This window comes from Spirillospora sp. CA-108201 (genome assembly GCF_050936235.1).
GTDB lineage: Bacteria > Actinomycetota > Actinomycetes > Streptosporangiales > Streptosporangiaceae > Spirillospora.
On the sequence record NZ_JBNJNE010000001.1, the window covers coordinates 5,696,103 to 5,715,896 of the forward strand.

Annotated in this window: 20 protein-coding genes, 1 tRNA gene and 2 pseudogenes; 18 read left to right on the forward strand and 5 right to left on the reverse strand. The window is 68.3% G+C overall.

Annotated elements, in window-relative coordinates:
• Positions 1–430 precede the first annotated feature (430 nt).
• From ACQEU6_RS27440 to ACQEU6_RS27465, 6 genes are all read left to right on the forward strand, one after another.
• Positions 431–1,033 (forward strand): hypothetical protein, encoded by a 603-nt coding sequence (locus tag ACQEU6_RS27440; RefSeq protein ID WP_499335935.1) that lies wholly within the window; start codon positions 431–433, stop codon positions 1,031–1,033.
• A gap of 909 nt (positions 1,034–1,942) precedes the next feature.
• Positions 1,943–2,605 (forward strand): GNAT family N-acetyltransferase, encoded by a 663-nt coding sequence (locus tag ACQEU6_RS27445; RefSeq protein ID WP_499335936.1) that lies wholly within the window; start codon positions 1,943–1,945, stop codon positions 2,603–2,605.
• A gap of 124 nt (positions 2,606–2,729) precedes the next feature.
• On the forward strand, positions 2,730–2,987 hold the full coding sequence (locus tag ACQEU6_RS27450) for a hypothetical protein (protein ID WP_499335937.1): 258 nt from the start codon (positions 2,730–2,732) through the stop codon (positions 2,985–2,987).
• A gap of 699 nt (positions 2,988–3,686) precedes the next feature.
• Positions 3,687–4,085: an ArsR/SmtB family transcription factor gene (locus ACQEU6_RS27455; RefSeq protein ID WP_499335938.1), complete on the forward strand. Its 399-nt coding sequence runs from the start codon at positions 3,687–3,689 to the stop codon at positions 4,083–4,085.
• Positions 4,082–4,807: a cation diffusion facilitator family transporter gene (locus ACQEU6_RS27460; RefSeq protein WP_499335939.1), complete on the forward strand. Its 726-nt coding sequence runs from the start codon at positions 4,082–4,084 to the stop codon at positions 4,805–4,807. Before ACQEU6_RS27455 ends, ACQEU6_RS27460 begins: the two co-directional genes overlap by 4 nt.
• A gap of 27 nt (positions 4,808–4,834) precedes the next feature.
• Positions 4,835–5,461, forward strand: a complete 627-nt coding sequence (locus ACQEU6_RS27465) for a methyltransferase family protein (protein ID WP_499335940.1) — start codon at positions 4,835–4,837, stop codon at positions 5,459–5,461.
• Between the two features lie 695 nt (positions 5,462–6,156).
• Here the strand turns inward: ACQEU6_RS27465 and ACQEU6_RS27470 are convergent.
• Positions 6,157–6,735 carry a hypothetical protein gene (locus tag ACQEU6_RS27470; RefSeq protein ID WP_499335941.1) on the reverse strand — a complete coding sequence of 193 codons (579 nt, stop codon included), beginning with the start codon at positions 6,733–6,735 and terminating at the stop codon, positions 6,157–6,159.
• Between the two features lie 221 nt (positions 6,736–6,956).
• Between ACQEU6_RS27470 and ACQEU6_RS27475 the strand changes: the two genes are divergently transcribed.
• The 7 genes and pseudogenes from ACQEU6_RS27475 to ACQEU6_RS27505 form a co-directional block, all read left to right on the forward strand.
• Positions 6,957–7,301 carry an excisionase family DNA-binding protein gene (locus tag ACQEU6_RS27475; RefSeq protein WP_499335942.1) on the forward strand — a complete coding sequence of 115 codons (345 nt, stop codon included), beginning with the start codon at positions 6,957–6,959 and terminating at the stop codon, positions 7,299–7,301.
• Positions 7,301–7,471, forward strand: coding sequence for a hypothetical protein (locus tag ACQEU6_RS27480; protein ID WP_499335943.1), 171 nt, complete (start codon positions 7,301–7,303; stop codon positions 7,469–7,471). The genes ACQEU6_RS27475 and ACQEU6_RS27480 overlap by 1 nt, the downstream gene beginning before the upstream one ends.
• Positions 7,472–8,143: 672 nt before the next feature.
• Complete coding sequence (locus ACQEU6_RS27485; RefSeq protein WP_499335944.1) at positions 8,144–8,362, forward strand: hypothetical protein; 219 nt, start codon at positions 8,144–8,146, stop codon at positions 8,360–8,362.
• 357 nt (positions 8,363–8,719) lie between these two features.
• Entirely contained in the window at positions 8,720–9,145 is a 426-nt protein-coding gene (locus tag ACQEU6_RS27490; RefSeq protein WP_499335945.1) for a site-specific integrase, read from the forward strand.
• Between the two features lie 8 nt (positions 9,146–9,153).
• On the forward strand, positions 9,154–9,552 hold the full coding sequence (locus ACQEU6_RS27495; protein ID WP_499340361.1) for a tyrosine-type recombinase/integrase: 399 nt from the start codon (positions 9,154–9,156) through the stop codon (positions 9,550–9,552).
• 797 nt (positions 9,553–10,349) lie between these two features.
• Complete coding sequence (locus tag ACQEU6_RS27500) at positions 10,350–10,475, forward strand: hypothetical protein (RefSeq protein ID WP_499335946.1); 126 nt, start codon at positions 10,350–10,352, stop codon at positions 10,473–10,475.
• Between the two features lie 60 nt (positions 10,476–10,535).
• Positions 10,536–11,048: pseudogene (locus ACQEU6_RS27505) on the forward strand (tyrosine-type recombinase/integrase); the annotation flags it as partial.
• A gap of 73 nt (positions 11,049–11,121) precedes the next feature.
• Here ACQEU6_RS27505 and ACQEU6_RS27510 read toward each other — a convergent pair.
• Positions 11,122–11,192, reverse strand: a tRNA-Gly gene (locus ACQEU6_RS27510).
• 81 nt (positions 11,193–11,273) lie between these two features.
• Between ACQEU6_RS27510 and dcd the strand changes: the two genes are divergently transcribed.
• The 4 genes and pseudogenes from dcd (at position 11,274) to ACQEU6_RS27530 (ending at position 15,143) form a co-directional block, all read left to right on the forward strand.
• Positions 11,274–11,849: a dCTP deaminase gene (gene dcd / locus ACQEU6_RS27515; RefSeq protein ID WP_499335947.1), complete on the forward strand. Its 576-nt coding sequence runs from the start codon at positions 11,274–11,276 to the stop codon at positions 11,847–11,849.
• A 182-nt stretch (positions 11,850–12,031) separates the two neighbouring features.
• Positions 12,032–13,279 (forward strand): quaternary amine ABC transporter ATP-binding protein, encoded by a 1,248-nt coding sequence (locus ACQEU6_RS27520; protein ID WP_499335948.1) that lies wholly within the window; start codon positions 12,032–12,034, stop codon positions 13,277–13,279.
• 163 nt (positions 13,280–13,442) lie between these two features.
• Positions 13,443–14,099 (forward strand): annotated as a pseudogene (locus ACQEU6_RS27525) (ABC transporter permease); the annotation flags it as partial.
• Between the two features lie 159 nt (positions 14,100–14,258).
• Positions 14,259–15,143 carry a glycine betaine ABC transporter substrate-binding protein gene (locus tag ACQEU6_RS27530; protein ID WP_499335949.1) on the forward strand — a complete coding sequence of 295 codons (885 nt, stop codon included), beginning with the start codon at positions 14,259–14,261 and terminating at the stop codon, positions 15,141–15,143.
• A 49-nt stretch (positions 15,144–15,192) separates the two neighbouring features.
• Here the strand turns inward: ACQEU6_RS27530 and ACQEU6_RS27535 are convergent, their stop codons facing one another.
• Both ACQEU6_RS27535 and ACQEU6_RS27540 read right to left on the reverse strand, forming a co-directional pair.
• Positions 15,193–15,930, reverse strand: a complete 738-nt coding sequence (locus ACQEU6_RS27535; protein ID WP_499335950.1) for a ZIP family metal transporter — start codon at positions 15,928–15,930, stop codon at positions 15,193–15,195.
• Positions 15,931–16,028: 98 nt separating this feature from the next.
• Positions 16,029–18,176 carry a (Fe-S)-binding protein gene (locus ACQEU6_RS27540; RefSeq protein WP_499335951.1) on the reverse strand — a complete coding sequence of 716 codons (2,148 nt, stop codon included), beginning with the start codon at positions 18,174–18,176 and terminating at the stop codon, positions 16,029–16,031.
• Between the two features lie 273 nt (positions 18,177–18,449).
• Between ACQEU6_RS27540 and ACQEU6_RS27545 the strand changes: the two genes are divergently transcribed.
• Complete coding sequence (locus tag ACQEU6_RS27545) at positions 18,450–19,049, forward strand: TIGR03086 family metal-binding protein (protein ID WP_499335952.1); 600 nt, start codon at positions 18,450–18,452, stop codon at positions 19,047–19,049.
• Here the strand turns inward: ACQEU6_RS27545 and ACQEU6_RS27550 are convergent.
• Positions 19,046–19,747, reverse strand: coding sequence for a hypothetical protein (locus ACQEU6_RS27550; RefSeq protein ID WP_499335953.1), 702 nt, complete (start codon positions 19,745–19,747; stop codon positions 19,046–19,048). The two genes, ACQEU6_RS27545 and ACQEU6_RS27550, sit on opposite strands and share 4 nt — an antisense overlap.
• Positions 19,748–19,794 lie beyond the last annotated feature (47 nt).

Below are 19,794 nucleotides of genomic sequence, written 5' to 3' on the forward strand. Positions count from 1 at the left end.
CACAGTATGTAGTTATGGCCGTGTCTTTTTCGCAGCAAGGCGACCGGAACTGGGGGCTCTCAGGGGCCCGGAGCCCCTTGCTGGAAGGCGAAGCCGCCCATGGGCCCCACCGCCACGCACGCGCTGCCCGTACCCGCCGGACGTGTGGCAGCGGCGGCCGGGCTCCCCTCAACGCCCAGGAGCCGACCTCACGACCGTCGGCGATCACCACAGTGATCCGCGACTCCCCATTGACGCTGGTCACCGCCTAGATGACCGGCTCCATCAAGGGCCGTCCCGCCGTCGCCGGTTGCGCGTCGAGCCACACATCAGCGCGACCATAGGCGGAGAGATGTGTTGCCGAATCGTGCTGTAGGGGGCGAGCCCGGCAACCTGGCGGCGGTCGTCGCCTCGTGCCGTCCTTGCGAGCCCCGCGTGACTGGAGCGTCCATTGACCGTCATCACGAAGTTTCTCGACCGCCAGCTGGCCGCGGATGCCAGGTACGGAGGACGGGCGGACCTGGACGAGTGTCCGCCACTGCCTCCAGCACTCGATCGGCATCTGCGGTCCTGCACCCGGTATTCGCCCGCCTGGCTGCGCGTCAACCAGGAGATCCGGGCCCGCTGCACCCAACGCCCCGCGTTGGTTCGGCTGCTCGCGTACATGTATGCCGGGATGCCCGGCTACCGGCCCGCCTGGCAGCCGACCCTCACCGAGGGCCGTGCCCCTTCAGGCCCGGGCACCGATCTTTTGCTGGAGCGGTGGCGCGGGGAGGAACGCTTGGCTCGCGAGGCCGCCGAGGAAGCCGGCCTGGACTTCGCCTGGCGGGAAGTGGACCGCCAGGACGGCCATGGCCTGGTCGTTGACGGTGCCGGCCGCCCTCTGTGGGAGACCGGCGTCTATCCCGAAGACGGCTTCGTCATCTCCCGCTACGGGCCGGGCCGTGTTCTCCGCGAACTGGCGGCCCGGCGCGAGATGCTGGCGCGTCTCGATCTCTCTACCGGGGCCGACCAGGCCTTCCTCCGCCTTCTCACCGAACCGTATGCGGGGTAGGCGGCCAGGGGGACGTTTCCCACGAGCTCTGGACGGACCCGAGACGGCCTCCAGCGGTTGGCGCGGCCACGCCAGGCGGCCGCCGGCTCCTGCACCGCCTGGCCGAGGCAGGCACCCGTGGGAGGGCAGGCGGCCGCTCTTGATCTTGCGGAGGGTAAGAACCTCGGCCATGTGATGGCCTGAGCCTTGGGCGGCGGCGTGCCCCAGCGACCGCCGGCCGTTGGCAGGGGGCAGCGGCGGCACGATGCGCGGCCCCGGCGCAACCGTCCGATGACCGGCACCACACCGGTGACACCTATGCGCCGAGTCGGGGCGTCGCAGGCTGAGCTGATGAACCGGATGGGCCACTCATTTAATGATTCACCCTGGGCCTTCACCTTGGGAGCTGGTGACGGGAATCGAACCCACGCCGCCAGCTTGAAAAATAGTCCGGCCCCTGCCCGATAACACCGCTGACCTGGGCCGGCGCCGTCCGGGAAGCCCCCTGATCATCCTAATCAACGACCCACTAATGGCCCGCTGCCATAGCCGCTGCCCTGCGCCCCCGGCCCCGATCGGAACGGCGACAGCACCCGGTCATCCGAGGGCAAGCGGACCCGGAAGCGCAGGGCCGACAACGGCCCGGGCACCGGAAGCCGCGCGGAGCGACCGCCCCCGACCACGCAACCGGCATCGGCCACGCCGTGACCACCGCAGGGCTACCGCCCTCTGATCCGTAGCAAGATCAGGACCGTACAGGCCAGTCCCACAGGCCCCTGACCAGCAGACATGAGGCAACTTCGGACCTGCTGATCTATCCGCATGCGCCGATCAATGAGGTTGCCGCGCCCTGCCGCGCACGGACAGTGACACCTGAGACCTCGCAGTCTCATAGTCCCCGACAAACAAAAGACCACGAAGGAGCCTCGCATGTCCGAGACTTCCGATCCGCGGTCGCCGCTCACCTCCGGTGATCCACGCGCGGACGCCGTCCACGTGCCGAGCGGCACGGTGGCCGACGACCGCCGTGTCATCTACGAGGGTGACCAGGTATTACTGCGGATGATCACAGCCGCCGACGAGGCCGAATTCGTTGCGCTGGCGAAGACCAGCAAGGAACAGTTTCGTCCTTTTCGTCCTTGGCCCATGGCGCCGACCAAGCCCTCGCGTTTCCGTCGTTACATGAGTAGGTACGGTGCGGAGGGTGTGTTCGGTTTTGTGGTGTGCTTGCGAACCACCAAGGCCATCGTGGGTTTCATCGACATCACGGTCGGCAGCAACGTGTGGCACCTTCGCCAGGGAGAGGTGGCATATGCGACATTCGTTGCCCATCAAAAGCACGGCTACATGACCGAAGCACTTTCCCTGGCGATCCGCTATGGGTTCGAACAGCTTCGACTGGACCGGCTCCAAGCCGAAATCCTGTCGGAGAACACCGCGTCGCTGAGGCTGGCCGAAAAGGTCGGCTTCCTCAAGGAGGGGTCATCTATCGAGCACCACATTGAGGATGGTGTGGAAATCGATCTCTGGTCCATCACCAGAGAGCAGGTCGACACATACCCGATGTACGCTCGCGTTGATGATCAACCCTGACCGACGAGGTGAACAAGAGGCAGTTTGATCTGCTGAGACAAGGCCCCGCCCCCGACGAGGACTTCTCTCGAGGAGCTGGACTGAGCACCAGGCCCCCGGTGGCACTACCGCCGGGGGTTTCTTCTTGATCTTCAACGCCCGAACGCCGACCCTCACGGTCGCTCAGGTCTTCGAGCTGGCCGAACGGGTCGGCGTGCGGCCGGTGGACAACATCCGGAAACCGGACTCGGGCGAGTACCGGCTGCGCCACCAGGTCAAGACGGCATCATGCGCCGGCTCCCGGGTCCCTTCGGGACGCGCCTGGAGGCTGAGCGGGCGCCGTGGAGGCTCGCTGAAGAGGAACGCGCGGATGTGGCCCAGGACGACCGGCCTCGGGCGCTGATCCTCCTCGCCGCCGTGACAAAGCATGCACCATGACGGTTAGTAGTCATTCAGAGAGGGACCCCCTGTGATCAAGAAGCTCCCACTGGTCGGCCTGGCCCTGGCCGTCGCCGCGATCGCCACTGCCCCGCCGCCGCCGCGGCCTCCACCCCCAGGCGCGCGGCCCCCACCCCCGCGTGTCTGGACGCCACCGACAGCCGGGCGGACAACACCACCGTCCGCCTGTGGCGCTGCATGAACCACGCCAACCAGAAATGGGTCATCCGCGACGGACAGATCATCGTCGCCGACACCCTCGCCTGGCCCACCACATCTAACGATGGCCCGTCTGCGACGACGGCCGGAGACGAGTAAGGCCCGGGTTCGGGGATCCAGTCCCTGGCCTGGGCCTTCGCATGGGAGCGAGTGACGGGAATCGAACCCGCGCTGTCGACGCGGGAACCAAACCGATCACAGCCGCCATAGCGGCTGACCTGGCGTCCGCTCGTACCGCGAGTGACCGTGACCGACCCCTGATCAACGTGGCCAATTGCACGCTAATGGCACGCGGCGGGTCTGCCTACCTGCGCCGATCCGGTCGTCTCCGCCCCGTAGCGGCTCGGTCTCACCCCTGGTGGCTGGCGTCTGGGGGGCTGATGCGTGGGACGGCTCCTTGGCCTCGGCCTCTTGACTGAGCACGCATAAGGCATATCATCACAACATGATGATTGATTCCGATTGTGGAATGACTTCGTTGGATGCCCTCGCGCCTGCGGCGGCACTGTTCCACTCGTTGGCCGATCCGGTGCGGCTGTCGATCGTGCAACGGCTGGCCCGTGGGGAGGCTCGCGTGGTCGACCTGACCCGTGAACTGGGTCTGGCGCAGTCGACGGTGTCCAAGCATCTGGGCTGCCTGCGCGGCTGCAAGCTGGTGGACTACCGCGCCGATGGGCGCCAGTCGTTCTACTTCATCGCGACCCCTGAACTGCTGGATCTTCTGCGCTCGGCTGAGCGTCTTCTCGCCGCGACGGGCCGCGCCGTTGCGCTGTGCCCGACCTACGGCGTCGGCGGTGGCGAAGACGTGGGGGCGTGCACGGACGGGGCGGAGGCGCGGGCGTGACGACGCTGCCGCTGGGTCCTTCTCCTCGGCGCCCGGCGGCGTTGGCGCGACGGGTACGGCTGCTGGTGGCGGTCACGATCACCTACAACGCGGCTGAGGCGGTTGTGGCGATCACCGCCGGTACGGTCGCGTCTTCGGGTGCGCTGGTGGCGTTCGGGCTCGATTCGGTGATCGAGGTTGCTTCGGCCGCCGCGGTCGCCTGGCAGTTCTCCGCACGTGACCCGGCCGTGGTCGAACGTCGCGAACACCGCGCGCTGCGCATCATCGCGGCCTCGTTCTTCGCGCTGGCCGCCTATGTCACCGTCGACGCGGTCCGCACCCTGCTGGGCACCGGAGAGGCGGAACACTCGACGCCGGGCCTGACGCTGGCCGCGCTCTCACTGCTGGTCATGCCGTTCCTGTCGGCTGCGCAACGCCGCGCCGGCCGCGAGTTGGGCTCGGCCAGCGCTGTAGCCGACTCGAAACAAACCTTGCTGTGCACCTACCTGTCGGCCGTGCTGCTGGTCGGGCTGGCACTCAACGCGCTGTTCGGCTGGGCCTGGGCCGACCCGATCACAGCGCTGGTGATCGCTGCCGTCGCGGTCAAGGAGGGCCGTGACGCCTGGCGCGGTGACACCTGCTGCGCCGTCCCCACACAGCAGGCGACAACTGCCCGCGGCGTCACCGGCTCATCGGCGGAAGCGTGCAATGCATGCGGCTCCGACTGCGCCTGCTGCTCCTAGTCACACGGAACGCGAGGACGGAACGTCATGGCAACTGCCGCCCTGGTCATCTACCTGTTCTGGGCACTGCTGGCCTTCGGGCTGCGCAGCCTGCTGCAATGGCGCCGCACCGGCGACACCGGATGGCGCGGTACCGGCCTGCGTCCTGGCACCCTGCAGTGGTGGGCGCGAATCCTGTTCACCGGCGCCCTCCTCATCGGCGCCGCCGGCCCCATCGCGGATCTCGCCGGGCTCCCCCTCATCAGTTCCGTGGAACATCCAGCGGTTCGCGTCGCCGGGATGGTCGTCACGCTGCTGGGCATGCTGGCCACATTGACCGCACAGAAGTCGATGGGCACCTCGTGGCGGATCGGCGTCGACGAACACGAACGCACGCCCCTGGTCACCTCCGGCGCCTTCGCGCTGGCCCGCAATCCGATCTTCACCGCGATGATCGCAACCGCGTTGGGTCTGGCCGCCATGGTCCCCAACCTGGTGTCGCTGTTCGGCCTGGCCCTGACCGTCTTCGCCATCGAGATACAGGTGCGCGCCGTGGAAGAGCCCTACCTGCAGCGCCTCCACGGCACCGCCTACGCCGTTTACTCCGCCCGTGTCGGCCGGTTCCTGCCCGGCCTGGGCCGCCTAGCCTCGGTACCCCTCGATCACCCTGGTTAATGGCCCGCCAATGGCCCGACACCGTAGCCGCGGACCTGAACCCCCTCATCCTGCCCAACGACGACGGCACCCGATCACCCGATGGCAAGCGGTCCCGGAGCGCAAGGGCCGTCAAGCCCCGAGCACCGGAAGCGGCGCGTCAGCCGATCGCCCCAGCCCCGAACGGCGCCCAGCCACGCACAGCGATCGTTACGGCCGATGTCTCGACCATCTGATCCGTAGCAACCGGCGGGCCCACGCTCGGCCATTCCAGCCCAGCTGTACACAGGTGCCGGTGATCCTGGACATGAGCCCTTGTGTGCCTGTGTCGCTGTCCTTCTCTGCTGTACTCCTACCGCCCTGACCTGACGGAAATGAGCTCGTGACGCACCCGCAACGTACAACTTCACGCTCCCCTGATCGACGGCGAACGCCCATGGATCGCACCCACGCCAGCCGGTCCGGAGTGCTCATCCGCGCGAACGGCGAGCCGGTGTGACAGACGGATTCGCGCGGATGAGTGCTCCGGCTCGCGGGGGCTGGGGTCGCGAGACCCCGCTTCGGGCATGTCCAACCCTCGGTACGTCGACGGTCACGGGCGAGATCTGTACAGACCTGGAAGGACGGACGGTGTGCTCGTCACCCTGGTGGTGATTGTTGAGGGGTGGGGTTCCCGCGCAGGGCCCGGGGAGATCAGGCGGTGAAATTGTGCGACCTCATCCCCGCACGATCACTCGCAGACGTAGGTCCGTGCCATCCCTGCCCTGACCGGGTGCCCGCACGAAGGCCCCCGACCTGACTCCGGCGGGCACCTCGAACGTGACCGCACGACCGTCGATCATCGCCGTCATCTGGCCGCCGGTCAGCGCTGCCTCTCCCGACAGGTGAAGGGGGTACACCCGGCCGCGCCGGATCTTGACGACCACCAGCACCGCCAGTCCCGTCCCCGCCCCAAGGTAGAAGAACTGGTGTCCGGCCTCCTCGCCGCCCAGGCCGGCTACGACGGCCCCCGCCACCAGGAAGAGCGCCCCGCCGACGAACCAGGAGATGTTCTGCATCGGCGCGCCCATGAACTCATGCCGATTGTGGAACACCCGGCCCCGCGGCGTGACCGTCGAGTTCAGCCGGATGCCCACCAGGTGATTGACGGCCGCGCCCGCCAGGAAACAGGGCACCGCTGTGACAATGATGGGCAGGCCCGTCCGCGACAGCACACCGACCAGCAGCAGCGACACACCGAACAAGATCAGCGGACTCAGCCAGCCGTGTCCCCGGTAGGAGATCATCGTCGCCATCGCTGGGCCCCTCTCCGACCGCCCGGCGGCAGCCTCGGCGCAACCTCAAAATATTCATCGGACAAATGGACAGTACCGTCTATTTGGGCGAGGGGCGCCCGTCGCGATCACTTGGCTGGACCGTGCTCGGTGGCGGGGAGAGGTGTCAAGTCAACGGCTGATCTTGGTTGTCGAGGTGTCGCGGCGCCTGGACCGGCTGCTCCCCGGACTCGTCTCCAACGATGGTGTCTGGGGAGCGCCTGCTGACCGTCGCTGAGGCCGCGCAGGTGCTCGACACCTCGGAGCGGTTCCCGCGACGCCTCATCGCTGAGCGACGCATCCGCTTCGTCCGGCTCGGGGAGCCGGGCAAGCGGGTCGCGCACCTGAACCGGTACGTCCGGCCCGGTGATGACGTCCTGGTCTTCGCGGGGATCAAGGGCGGACCGATGCGGCGGAGCGGCTTCAACAAGCTCACCCGGTGGAAGTACGTCGCGGAAGCGCTGGGCGTGCCCAACCTGCACTTTCACGATCTGCGGCATACAGGTAACACCCTGGCCGCCGACATGGGCGTCTCGACCAAGACTTGATGGCGCGCATGGGCCACGACAACGAGCGGGCCGCGCTGCGCTACCAGCATCGATCCAACAGCGCTGACCGTGCGATCGCTGAAGGCCTGGATGCCCTTGTGCGGGCCGAACAGGAACGGGACGGCGACGACGAGGACGGGGCGGCGGGTGCGCTGGTGCCCGTTGCCTAATTGCCCGCTTATTGCCCGTCGATGGTCCGGCGGCGAAACGATCAAGGCCCAGGTTCGGGGATCATGTCCCTGGCCTGGGCCTTCTCAGTGAGCGGGTGACGGGAATCGAACCCGCGCTGTCAGCTTTGGAATCAAACCGATCCGGGCCGTCAGGGCGGCTGACCTGGCCTCCGCTCGTACCGCGAGTGACCGCGACTGCCCCCTGATCACCGCGGCCAATTGCACGCTAATTGCACGCCGCCGTAGGTGCTGAGCTGCGTGCCCTCAGCCCGCTCGGAACGGGGACAGCACCCGACCATCCGAGGGCAAGCGGACCCGGAGCGCAGGGCCGGCCACGGCCCGAGCACCGGAAGCCGCGCGGCAGCGATCGCCCCCAGCCCCGCAACCGCCTCAGCCACGCAGTGGCGATCGTAGGGCGCAACCATCGTCGTCTGATCCGTAGCAAGACCGGCGCTGTCCAGGAGAAGCAACCGTGAAGGTGTGCCACCGGGCTATAGCCAGGCCTGTCGGGAATGGAGTCAGTTCCTCGCTCTGAGGCTGGGCGTGAGCGCTCGCAGGTGTCGGTCGCTGCGCGCCTCGCCCATGGCGACCCTGTCATACAGACATCAGTGTCTGTTAGAGTGCTGGAAGTACCTACAAACAAACCCCTACAAACTAGATGGAGACAGAAAAATGTGTGAGCTCGAAGTTCACGACGTCACTGGAAACTCTCTGGGAGACATCCACGCCAAGGCGTTGGAAGCTGCCGAGCGACTGTTTGATGACGGCCGCGAGCGTAAGCTCGCGGCAAGGGTCGTCGGCCTCATTACCAGCCCTCCGCCAGCGCATCTGAACAGCGACAAGGAGTTCCACGCTTCGTTCGTCCGAGTGACGGAGGAAACGTTTCACTAGAAGGTCATTTAACGGTGGCCCTTGCCCACAGCCCTCCTTTCGGGAGGGCTGTTTCTATTGCTACTGACCAGGTTCCCGGCGCGGACGCCGAGAGTCCTGAACCGGCCGGGGCTTGGAGTTCCCGAAGTCGGCGCCCCACCGCCAGCCGCATGTTCTTGGACATGGGTCCACCACGGGCGGACGGGCGGCGCGGCGCGGCGGGACCGGACGGGACAGGCCGCATGCCCGGCGCGCTGGGGGTCGACATAGATGATCTCCGTACTGGCCGGAGACCCAGGTGTCAACGATGACCGTCAGTTTTAGAGCCAGGTCCGCGGGGCCGGCACCGAGCATGCAGAGGAGCGGCCGACGCTCACCGTGGCCCAAGTCTTCGAGTTGGCCGAACGGGTCGGCGTGCGGCCGGTCGGCAACTTCCGCAAGCTGGATTCCGGTGAGTACCGGCTCCGCTACCGCGTCAAGGGCGGTCTCGTGCGGCGCTTCCCTCAGACGTTCGCCACTCGGACGGAGGCGGAACGGGCGCTGTGGAAGATGGCTGAGGACGGGCACGCTGACGTGGTCCGTGATGAGCGACTGCGGGCGTTCATCCTGCTCGCCACCTTCGCGAGCCTGCGATGGGGCGAGATCACGGCGTTGCGCCGCTGCGATGTCGACCTCACCGCGCGCACTGTCCGGGTCCGTCACGCCTACGTGGAACAGGCGAACGGTCAGATGCTGCTCGGGCCGCCGAAGTCCAAGGCGGGGTTCGCACGGTCACCATTCCGGCCGCGATCGTCCCCCACCTGACGGCACACCTGAACAGGTACACAGGCAAGGAGCCTCACGCCCTGATCTTCGCAGGGCTCAAGGGCAGGCCGCTTCGCCGCAGCGGGTTCAACAAGGTCACCAACTGGCGGCACGTGGTGAACGCGCTCGGCGTTCCGAACCTGCATTTCCATGACCTCCAGCACACCGGTAACCAGCTCGCCGCGGACATGGGCGTCTCGACAAAGAACCTGATGGCGCGCATGGGCCACGACAACGAGCGGGCGGCGCTGCGCTACCAACACCGGTCGGCCAAGGGCGACCGCATCATCGCTGACGGCCTCGATGCCCTCGTTCGGGAAGAGCGCGGCGACGACGAGGGGCCAGGACGACGACGAGGACGGCGGAGCGGGCGGGGCGCTGGTGCCGGTGGCCTAATGGCCCGTTAATGGCGCGGCGGTGAAGACGATTAAAAACGATCAAGGCCCAGGTTCGGGGATCATGTCCCTGGCCTGGGCCTTCTCAGTGAGCGGGTGACGGGAATCGAACCCGCGCTGTCAGCTTGGGAAGTCACTTCCCCAGATCAACGATCACCAGCAATACCGCTGACCTGCCAAGGCGTGCTCTCAACCCCGCGAGCGACCGCACGTGCCCGTGATCGTCCGCTCCAACGGGCACGCAACGGGCACGCCACCCGTTGCACGCCGGTCCGGAGGGTTCTCCCGCGCGAACGGCGCGAACCCCGAGACGGACAGAATCGCGCGGGAGTGCTCTCCGGTTCCAGGAGGGGTCTGGGGAACCACGGGGTTCCCCAGCAGCGCACGCTCAACCGACCTTCCGGCAACTCCCCTGACGACTCCAACGGCGATCGACCACAGTCACGCCCTGGGGCTCGTCGCCGAACGGGCCGACCAGACTCACGCCCTGGCCCTCGTCGCTGAACGGGCTTGGAGGCTTTCGGTGTCGGCTCATCAGGGCGGCGGCGCGACCTTGCGGTGAGCGGTCGGGGCGGGGCCGGCGGGCGTGGCGCGACACGCGGCCCGGCGCGGCCGTCCGGTGACCGGCGCCCACGCCGCACGCTCCGGGCGGCCTGGCGCGGGGCCGCGCAGCGGCCTGAGCGCCGCCGCCCCTCAACGGAAACAGCGAACCGCACATGGTGCGCTTTGCCCCGTACGGCGAACAGTCTTACTCGGTGTGCGTCATGCACGCCGGACCTGACAAACGATCTCATCTCGAGGTGATTGCTATGAACGGCAACCCGACCGTCCCGACCGGTGACTGGAACGACCCGGACGTGGACAAGACCTACACGGACGACGGGACCAAGACGCAGACGCCCCCGCCGGCCACCGACCAGCCCGAGGGGCACTAGCCTCTCGGTCCCACCCGCTGACCTACGAGGTTAGGCACAGACGGCGGCCCCCCCGGGGGCCGCCGTCTTCTTGACCTGGACGCCGGGACGGTTCGGGTGGACGAAACCGTCTATGAGCTGGGGCCGCTGGTGAAGGGGACGCCCAAGTCCGAAGCAAGTCGGCGCACGGTCGTCCTGCCGGACCTGATCATCCCCGACCTTCGCAAGCACCTGGAGCTGTACGCCCAGCCCGGCCCCAACGGGTTCGTGTTCGTCGGCGTCCGGGGCGGGCAGCTCCGGCGAAGCAACTTCTCCAAGACCTGGGCGCGGGCGCTGGAGAAGGCAGAGCTGGAGGTCGGCGCGATCCAAGTCCATGACCTTCGGCACACTGGCAACACCTACGCGGCCGAGTCGGGGGCCTCGCTGGCTGAGCTGATGAACCGGATGGGCCACTCCTCCACCCGGGCTGCGCAGGTCTACCTGCACGCGCGTCGGGAGCGGGACCGGGAGATCGCTTCCTCTCTCGGCAAGATGGCCAAGCGGGAGCTCAAGAAGTCCAAGAAGCGGCGCAAGGGGAAGGGATCGGGCACGTAGCGGGCACGGTGGCCGGGGAACGAAAGAGGCCCAGCGTCAGTGATGAGTCACTGGCCTGGGCCTTCGTTATGTGAGCGGGTGACGGGAATCGAACCCGCGCTGTCAGCTTGGGAAGCTGAAGTTCTACCATTGAACTACACCCGCGTGGGGCGGCCTGAGGGCGCCCGTGCTGTGGTTACTGTACCGGATCGTCGGTGGGGGCGTGGCGTGGGATAGCTTTCTGGGGTGCTGCTCTCCGATCGCGACATCAGGGCCGAGCTTGAGTCTGGGCGAGTGAAGATCGACCCGTTCGAGCCGGTCATGGTCCAGCCGTCCAGCGTGGACGTGAGGCTGGACCGGTACTTCCGGGTGTTCGAGAACCACCGGTATCCGCACATCGATCCCGCTGTGGAGCAGCCGGATCTGACGCGGCTCGTGGAGGTGGAGGGCGACGAGGCGTTCGTGCTGCACCCCGGGGAGTTCGTGCTGGCCTCGACGTACGAGGTGTTCGGGCTGCCCGAGGACCTCGCGGCGCGGCTGGAGGGGAAGAGTTCGCTGGGGCGGCTGGGGCTGCTCACGCACTCGACGGCGGGGTGGATCGATCCCGGGTTCAGCGGGCACGTGACGCTGGAGCTGTCGAACGTGGCGACGTTGCCGATCAAGTTGTGGCCGGGGATGAAGATCGGGCAGATGTGCCTGTTCCGGACGAGTTCGCCGACGGAGTACCCCTACGGTTCGGCGAAGCACGGGTCGCGGTACCAGGACCAGCGGGGGCCGACGCCGTCGCGGTCGTACCAGAACTTTCACCGGACGAAAGTGTAGTCAGTTCGTTACTCGAACGTGACGGAAATCACCAAAAGATGAAACATGTTCTCTGGACGGGTAGTTTCGGGCGACGCACAGGCATGGCGTCTGGTTGACAGCCTCTTTGAGTGAGGCCCGGGCGCCTGGACGGACGAGGCGACCCGTTTCCGCGCATCGACGTGGGAACCCGGAAGGAGATCGTGTCAGTACTCCGCGCGGAAAGCGTTTCCAAACTCTTCGGCCGTAGGACGGCGGAGGCTCAGCGAAAACTCGGGGCGGGCGCCGACCTGTCGGAGGTCCGGGACCTCGGGGTCACCCCGGCGGTCGTCGACGCGACGTTCGAGGTCCGGCAGGGCGAGATCTTCGTGGTCATGGGCCTGTCGGGGTCGGGGAAGTCCACCCTCATCCGGATGCTGAACGGGTTGCTCGGCGTCACGTCCGGGAGCGTCGAGATCGACGGCCAGGACATCGCGAAGCTGACGCCGAAGGCGCTGAGGGCGCTTCGGCAGAGCAAGGTCAGCATGGTCTTCCAGCACTTCGCGCTGTTCCCCCATCGGACGGTTCTGGCCAATGCCGCGTATGGGCTCGAAGTTCGCGGTGTTCCCAAGGAAGAACGAGAGAGGACCGCCCGGGAGTTCCTGGCTCTGGTGGGTCTCCAAGGCTGGGAGAACAAGCTCCCCGGCGAGTTGTCGGGCGGAATGAAGCAGCGGGTGGGGCTCGCCCGCGCGCTCGCTTCGGGCACCGACATCATCCTGATGGACGAGGCCTTCAGCGCTCTGGACCCGCTGATCCGCCGCGAGGTCCAGGACCTGCTCCTGGACCTGCAGAGCCGGTTCGGCAAGACGATCGTCTTCATCACGCACGACCTGAACGAGGCCATGCGCATCGGCGACCGCATCGCGGTGATGCGGGAGGGCCGGATCGTGCAGATCGGGACGGCCGAGGAGATCCTCACCGACCCGGCCAACGACTACGTCGCCCAGTTCGTCGCGGACGTGGACCGTACCAGGGTGCTGACGGCGGCCTCGGTGATGGAGAAGCCGCTGGTCACGGTGCTGGCGTCGACCGGGCCGCGGACGGCTCTGCGGACGATGCGCGAGCACCAGACGTCGGCGGCGTTCGTGGTCGGGCGGGACCGCCGGCTCGTCGGGCGGGTGCGGGCGACCGTGATCGCGGACGCGGTGCAGGAGAACGTCCAGACGCTCGACGGCCTGATCGACCCGGAGGACCCGGAGCCGGTGGCGCCGGACACCCCGGTCGCGGACCTGTTCGTGCGGGTCGCCGAGAGCGATCTGCCGGTGCCGGTGGCCGACGAGGAGGGGACGCTGCTCGGCGTGATCCCCCGGGTGACGCTGCTGGCGGCGCTCGGCGCGATCAACTCCCATGTGGAGGAGATCGCGGACGAGCCGGAGCTGGCGCTGACGAAGGAGGGCGGCGGCGATGAGTGACGCGGCGATGAAGCTGCCCCGGGTTCCGGTCGGCGAGTGGTTCGACAGCCTGGTGACCTGGTGCACCGACAACCTGGCGTGGCTGTTCGACGGCATCGGCTCGGCGATCGAGGCGTCGGTGGACGGGCTGACGAGCGTCCTGAACGTCCTGCCGCCGCTGGGGCTGACGCTGGTGCTGGCCGTGATCGCGCTGGTGCTGAGCGGCTGGAAGCTCGGCCTGTTCACGATCCTCGGGTTCGCGCTGGTCGACAGCATGGAGCTGTGGGAGCCGGCGATGGACTCGCTGGCCCTGGTGCTGGTGTCGGCGGTGGTCTCGACGGTGGTGGCGATCCCGATCGGCATCGCGGCGGCGCGCAGCGACGTGGTGAGCCGGATCGTCCGGCCGGTCCTGGACTTCATGCAGACGATGCCGGCGTTCGTGTACCTGATTCCGGCGATCTTCTTCTTCAGCATCGGCTCGGTGCCCGGCGTGGTGGCGACGGTGATCTTCGCGATGCCGCCGGGGGTGCGGCTGACCGAGCTCGGCATCCGCGGGGTGGACCCGGAGATGGTCGAGGCGGGCGAGGCGTTCGGGACGCCGCCGGGCCGGATCCTGACCCGGATCCAGATCCCGCTCGCGATGCCGTCGATCATGGCCGGCGTCAACCAGCTGATCATGCTGTCGCTGTCCATGGTCGTCATCGCCGGCATGGTGGGGGCGGGCGGCCTCGGCGGCGAGGTGCTGGAGGGCATCAACCGGGTGGACGTCGCCAAGGGCTTCGAGGGCGGCATCGCCGTCGTGGTCCTCGCGATCTACCTGGACCGCCTGACCGGCGCCCTGGGAGACGGGCCGGGCATGCTGCGGGCGCTGTTCACGCGCCGGCGTGCCGCCGAGCCCGTCCCGGTCGCCGTCGCCTCCGCCGCGGGCGCGGGCGCGGGCGCGTCCGACTGACCTTCCCGCTCCCCCCACTTCACCATGCAAGCCAACGAAAGGATGGGCATGCGCTCCAAGTTCAAGGGCCTGACGGTCGCCGCGCTGACGCTGACGCTCGGTCTGGGCGCCGCGGCCTGCGGCGACTCCGACTCCGGGGGCGGGAACGACAAGGAGATCACCATCGGCGTGGTCTCGGGCTGGGCCGAGGGTGAGGCCGCCACCGCCCTGTGGAAGCGGCTCCTGACCGACAAGGGCTACAAGGTGGAGGTCAAGAACCTCGACACGGGGCCGCTCTACGCGGGCATGTCGAAGGGCGACGTCGACCTGTTCGTGGACTCCTGGCTGCCCGGCACGCACGAGGACTACTGGAAGCAGTACGGCGACAAGCTGGAGAAGGTCGGCGTCTGGTACGACTCGGCGCCGCTGACCATCGCCGTGCCGAACTACTCCCCGCTGAAGACGCTCGACGACCTGAAGGGCAAGGGCGGCCAGTACGGCGGCAAGATCGTCGGCATCGAGAAGAGCTCCGGCCTGTACCGGGTGTCGCAGGAGGAGATGCTCCCCGCGTACGGCCTGAAGGACGAGTACAAGGTGACGACGTCCTCGACGGCGGCGATGCTGACGGAGCTGAAGAAGGCCGTCGACGCCAAGAAGGACATCGTCGTCACGCTGTGGCGCCCGCACTGGGCGTACACGAAGTTCCCCATCCGCGACCTGCAGGACCCGAAGGGCGCGATGGGCAAGCCGGACGGCATCAACACCATCGCCCGCAAGGACTTCGGCAAGGACCAGCCCGAGGTCGCCGGCTGGCTGAAGAAGTTCAGGATGGACGACAAGCAGCTCGGCTCCCTTGAGGACCTGATGGAGAACAAGTTCAAGGGCAAGCCGGACCAGGCGGTCGACGAGTGGCTGAAGACCAACCAGAGCTACGCCACGTCGCTGACGGGCTGACGCCGGGAACGTTCCTGAGGAGGGCCGTCCGGGATTCCGGGCGGCCCTCTCAGCTTGCGAGCCCGACGCTGAGCAGCACGGCGAGGAGCCCGAGGCCGGTGGCGGCGAGGGTCATGATCCGCGGGTGGACGCTGTGCGCCTCGGGCAGGATCTCGGCGGCGGCCAGGTACAGCAGGACGCCGGCGAAGACGCCGAGGTAGGGGCCGAGGACGGCGTCCGGGACGGTCGCCAGCATGCCGACGGCGGCCCCGGCGACCGGGGCGGCGGCGTCGGCGAGCAGCAGCACGACGGCGGGGCGCCGGTCGCCGCGGTACAGCGAGGCGGCGGTGAAGGTGTTGAACCCGTCCGCGAAATCGTGGGTGACGACGGCGAGCGCCACGAAGAACCCGGTCTCGGTGCCGGACTGGAAGCCGAAGCCGATGCTGAGGCCGTCGACCAGGCTGTGCAGGACGAGGGCGAGCGCGGCGACCAGCCCGCCGGAGCCGGAGCCGCGGACGTGCTCGTGCGGGGCGTACTCCTCCTCGTGGGCGCGGTGGATCGCCACCGCCTGCTCGACGACGTGCAGGAGCAGGAACCCCGCCGCGAACCCGATCATGGGGGTGGGGACGCCGAACGGGCGGTGCCGCGCCAGCTTCAGCGACTCGGGGATCAGGTCGAACGCGACCACGCCGAGCATGAGCCCGCCCGCGAGGCCGAGGACGAGGTGCCGGTGGTCGCGGACGCGCATCGCGGTGAGGCCGCCCGCGAGCGTCATCAGGAACGCGAGGACGGACACGAGCACGGCCATCCCCAGGTCTTACCAGCGAGCCCGCCCCCTCAACCGCCGCCGGGGCGCGCGACGGCCCCGCCCCGCCGGAGCGGGAACGGGGCCGTCGGACGGGCGTCCTACTCGGCGGCGACCGCCTCCTTCTCGGGGGCGGTGCCCTCGCCCTTGATGGAGCGGATCAGGAGCTGGGAGACGTCGACGACCTCCAGCGACTCCTTGGCGTCGCCCGCGTTCTTCTTCTCGTTGATGGCGTCGCCCAGCATGACCAGGCAGAACGGGCAGGCGGTGGAGACGGTGTCGGGGTTCGTCTCCAGCGCCTCGTCCACGCGCTCGGTGTTGATCCGCTTGCCGATGCGCTCCTCCATCCACATCCGGGCGCCGCCGGCACCGCAGCAGAAGCCGCGGTCCTTGTGCCGGTGCATCTCCTGCGTCCTGACGCCGGGGACGGTCGCCATGATGTCGCGCGGCTGCTTGTAGACCTTGTTGTGGCGGCCGAGGAAGCAGGGGTCGTGGTAGGTGATGTTCTCCTCGATCGGCGTGACCGGGGTGAGCCTTCCTTCCTCGACCAGGTGCGCGAGCAGCTGGGTGTGGTGGACGACCTCGTAGTTCCCGCCGATCTGCGGGTACTCGTTGGCCAGGGTGTTGAAGCAGTGCGGGCAGGTCGCGACGATCTTCTTGACCCCCGCGTCGTTCAGCGTCTCGACGTTCTGCTGGCCGAGCATCTGGAAGACGAACTCCATGCCGAGGCGGCGGGCCGGGTCGCCGGTGCAGGCCTCCATGGGGCCGAGGACGGCGAACTTGACGCCCGCGATGTGCAGCAGCTCGGCGACGGCCTTGGTGGTCTTCTTGGCGCGGTCCTCCAGGGCGCCGGCGCAGCCGACCCAGAAGAGGTACTCGGTGTCCTCGGAGACCTTGTCGTCGACGACGTCGACCTCGAAGTCGAGCTCCTCGATCCATTCGAGGCGCTTCATCTCGGACATGCCCCACGGGTTGCCCTTGTTCTCCAGGTTCTTCAGCATGACGCCGGCCTCGGAGGGGAACGAGGACTCGATCATGACCTGGAAGCGGCGCATGTCCAGGATGTGGTCGATGTGCTCGATGTCGACCGGGCACTGCTCGACGCACGCCCCGCAGTTGGTGCAGGACCACAGGACGTCGGGGTGGATGACGCCGTCGTCGCCGACGAGGGCCTTGTCCACCTCCATCGCGAGCTTCTGCTCGTCGGTGAACTTCTGCTGGGCGTCCTCGGACGCGGTGAAGTAGGGGGCCTTGGCGAGGGCGTGGTCGCGCAGCTCCAGGACGAGCATCTTCGGCGACAGGGGCTTGCCGGTGTTCCAGGCGGGGCACTGGGACTGGCAGCGACCGCACTCGGTGCAGGTCGCCATGTCGAGGAAGCCCTTCCAGGTGAAGTCCTCGATCTTGCCGCGGCCGAAGACGTCCTCGTCGGGGTCGGCCTCCTCGAAGTCGAGCGGCTTGCCGCCCGACATCATCGGCTGCGCGGCGCCGAGGCCGTCCGGGCGGCGCTTGAACATGACGTTCAGCGGGGCCAGGAAGATGTGCAGGTGCTTGGAGTGGACGACGAAGACCAGGAAGACGAGCGCGACGCCGATGTGCACCAGGAGACCGACCGACTCCAGGACCTCCAGCGTGTGGTCGCCCAGCCCGTCGAACAGGTGGCCGACCAGGGTGGAGAAATAGGCGCCCTTGCCGTAGGGGAGGTTGCCGCTGGCCCACTCCACGCCGCGGAAGAAGAACATCGTCCAGATCACGTTGAAGATCATGAACAGCGTGATCCAGGCGCCGGACAGGTGCGAGCCCTTGAACCGGGAGCTGCGGCCGATGCGCTTCGGCGAGTTCTTGATCCGGATCGCGGTGAAGACGATCAGGCCGGCGGTGCAGGCGAGGGCGATGGTGTCCTGGACGAAGCCGATCGGCGGCCAGGTCTGCAGGCCCGGGATCTTGGCGTCCAGCCCGAACAGCAGCGCGACGGCCGCCTCCAGGTAGACGGTGGCGAGCAGGATGAACGCCCACATGACCGCGGCGTGCGAGACGCCGGCGACGGTCCACTTCAGCAGCTTGCGCTGGCCGAGGACCTCGACGGCCTGGCCTTCGACGGCCTTGGCGGGCTCACGCCTGACCTGCAGCGTCCTCTGGGGATCGGGCTGCCCGCTCTTGGCGATCGCGGACAGGAACAGCACTCGCCTCCCGGCGAGCGCCAGCGCGACCGCCGTTCCGGCGAGCCCGATGACCAACGTGATCCAGAACACTGTTCCGTCCTCCTGAGGTACGGGCGATGGCAGCCAGCGTAGGGCTCGCGTCGGACTGCTCTCCATCCGGGGCCCGAATACTACTCGGTAGTAGCTTACGCGTCACATCCCCTGGTCAGCACAACCCGCGCCGAACTCCGGACCGCCGATGCCCTCGATCCCGGGTCATACCCGCGTATCGATGAGTATCCGGCGGTTCACGAGTCCATATCACGTGACGGGACGCGTCCAGCCGCGTCCCGTCCAGCGGTACGCGAAATGGAAGGATTCAGGATGACCTCGATGCCCGATCTCGGCCCCGCCGCCAGGCGGATGGCCGGCCTGCTCGCAGACGTGCGCGACTCCCAGCTCACCGGGCCGACGCCGTCCGGCGGCATGTCGCTCGGCGCCCTCATCGACCACGTGGACGGCCTGGTCCTGGCCTTCACCCGGGCGGCGGCGAAGGACTTCCCGGAGGGCCGGTCGGAGCCGCCGTCCGCCGACGCCGCCCGGCTCGCCCCGGACTGGCGGACCCGCGTTCCCGAGCGGCTCGGCACGCTGGCGGCGGCCTGGCGCTCCCCGGACGCGTGGCAGGGCATGACCCAGGCCGGCGGCCTCGACCTGCCCGCCGAGCAGGCCGGCCGCGTCGCGATGAACGAGCTGGTCGTGCACGGCTGGGACGTCTCCCGCGCCATCGGCCGCACCTACGACGCCGATGCCGACGAGATCGAGGAGTGCCTCGCCTTCGTCGCCCCGGCCGTCGAGCGGAGCGGCGGCCAGGGACTCCCGGGACTGTTCGGCCCCGCCGTCGAGGTGGGCGCGGACGCGCCGCCGCTCGACCGCCTCATCGCCATGACCGGCCGCGACCCGTCCTGGACGGCGGAGCCGAGCTAGCCCGCGGAGGGCTCCGCGACCTGGATGAGGAGGTCGTGGACGAAGCACGCCTCCATCGGCCGGCCTTCGAGCTCGAAGGGCACGATGTGGTAGTACGCGGTGGGGGCGCGCGTGGGCTCCCAGCCGAAGAACGCCTCGGCCTCCAGCCGCAGGACCGTCCAGGGGCGCATGTCGTCCGCCGACCGCATCGGCTCCCCCGACCTGCGCACGAACCGCCGGTCGAGGACGTACTCGCCGACCTCGGTGTCCATGCTCTTGTGCTCCTCCCAGAAATCGGGCCAGAGCGGGAGGGCGAACCGGTGCCGTGAGGGGCCGCCGCTGACCGGATCACCCAGGATCGCCGCCAGGTCCTTGATCTTCAACGCCTGCATGGTCCGCCACCGGCCGGCCTCCTCCGCCAGGCCGGCCGGCGGGTCGCCGTAGGGCGCCGGCAGCTCCGGGAGGGACGGGGCGACGCCGCGCATGCTCTTGATCAGGGACAGCTGGTAGCCCTCCACGGTCATCGAGCGCGGGGGGCGCGGCTCGGGGTCGGCGAAACGCTCGCACGACCAGCACCACCACGGCTCGGGTCCGCCCATGCAGCCGCCCGTGTAGTAGATCTCGCGGCGTTCGTGCCGCCGGTACGGCGTGTCGTCGACGGGCATTCCGTACTCGACCGGGACCAGCGGGCCGTCACACCGTTCGCACTTCACACTCATGACACCTCAGACGCCACCGGCCGCCCCCGTGTTCGGCGAGGGCGAGG

Bases quoted from the DNA above. Each gene is read 5' to 3' on its own strand.
- ACQEU6_RS27445 (WP_499335936.1), top strand. From the start codon at position 1,943: ATGTCCGAGACTTCCGATCCGCGGTCGCCGCTCACCTCCGGTGATCCA.
- ACQEU6_RS27455 (WP_499335938.1), top strand. From the start codon at position 3,687: ATGATGATTGATTCCGATTGTGGAATGACTTCGTTGGATGCCCTCGCG.
- ACQEU6_RS27465 (WP_499335940.1), top strand. From the start codon at position 4,835: ATGGCAACTGCCGCCCTGGTCATCTACCTGTTCTGGGCACTGCTGGCC.
- ACQEU6_RS27470 (WP_499335941.1), bottom strand. From the start codon at position 6,735: ATGGCGACGATGATCTCCTACCGGGGACACGGCTGGCTGAGTCCGCTG.
- ACQEU6_RS27475 (WP_499335942.1), top strand. From the start codon at position 6,957: ATGGTGTCTGGGGAGCGCCTGCTGACCGTCGCTGAGGCCGCGCAGGTG.
- ACQEU6_RS27480 (WP_499335943.1), top strand. From the start codon at position 7,301: ATGGCGCGCATGGGCCACGACAACGAGCGGGCCGCGCTGCGCTACCAG.
- ACQEU6_RS27485 (WP_499335944.1), top strand. From the start codon at position 8,144: ATGTGTGAGCTCGAAGTTCACGACGTCACTGGAAACTCTCTGGGAGAC.
- ACQEU6_RS27500 (WP_499335946.1), top strand. From the start codon at position 10,350: ATGAACGGCAACCCGACCGTCCCGACCGGTGACTGGAACGACCCGGAC.
- ACQEU6_RS27530 (WP_499335949.1), top strand. From the start codon at position 14,259: ATGCGCTCCAAGTTCAAGGGCCTGACGGTCGCCGCGCTGACGCTGACG.
- ACQEU6_RS27535 (WP_499335950.1), bottom strand. From the start codon at position 15,930: ATGGCCGTGCTCGTGTCCGTCCTCGCGTTCCTGATGACGCTCGCGGGC.
- ACQEU6_RS27545 (WP_499335952.1), top strand. From the start codon at position 18,450: ATGACCTCGATGCCCGATCTCGGCCCCGCCGCCAGGCGGATGGCCGGC.
- ACQEU6_RS27550 (WP_499335953.1), bottom strand. From the start codon at position 19,747: ATGAGTGTGAAGTGCGAACGGTGTGACGGCCCGCTGGTCCCGGTCGAG.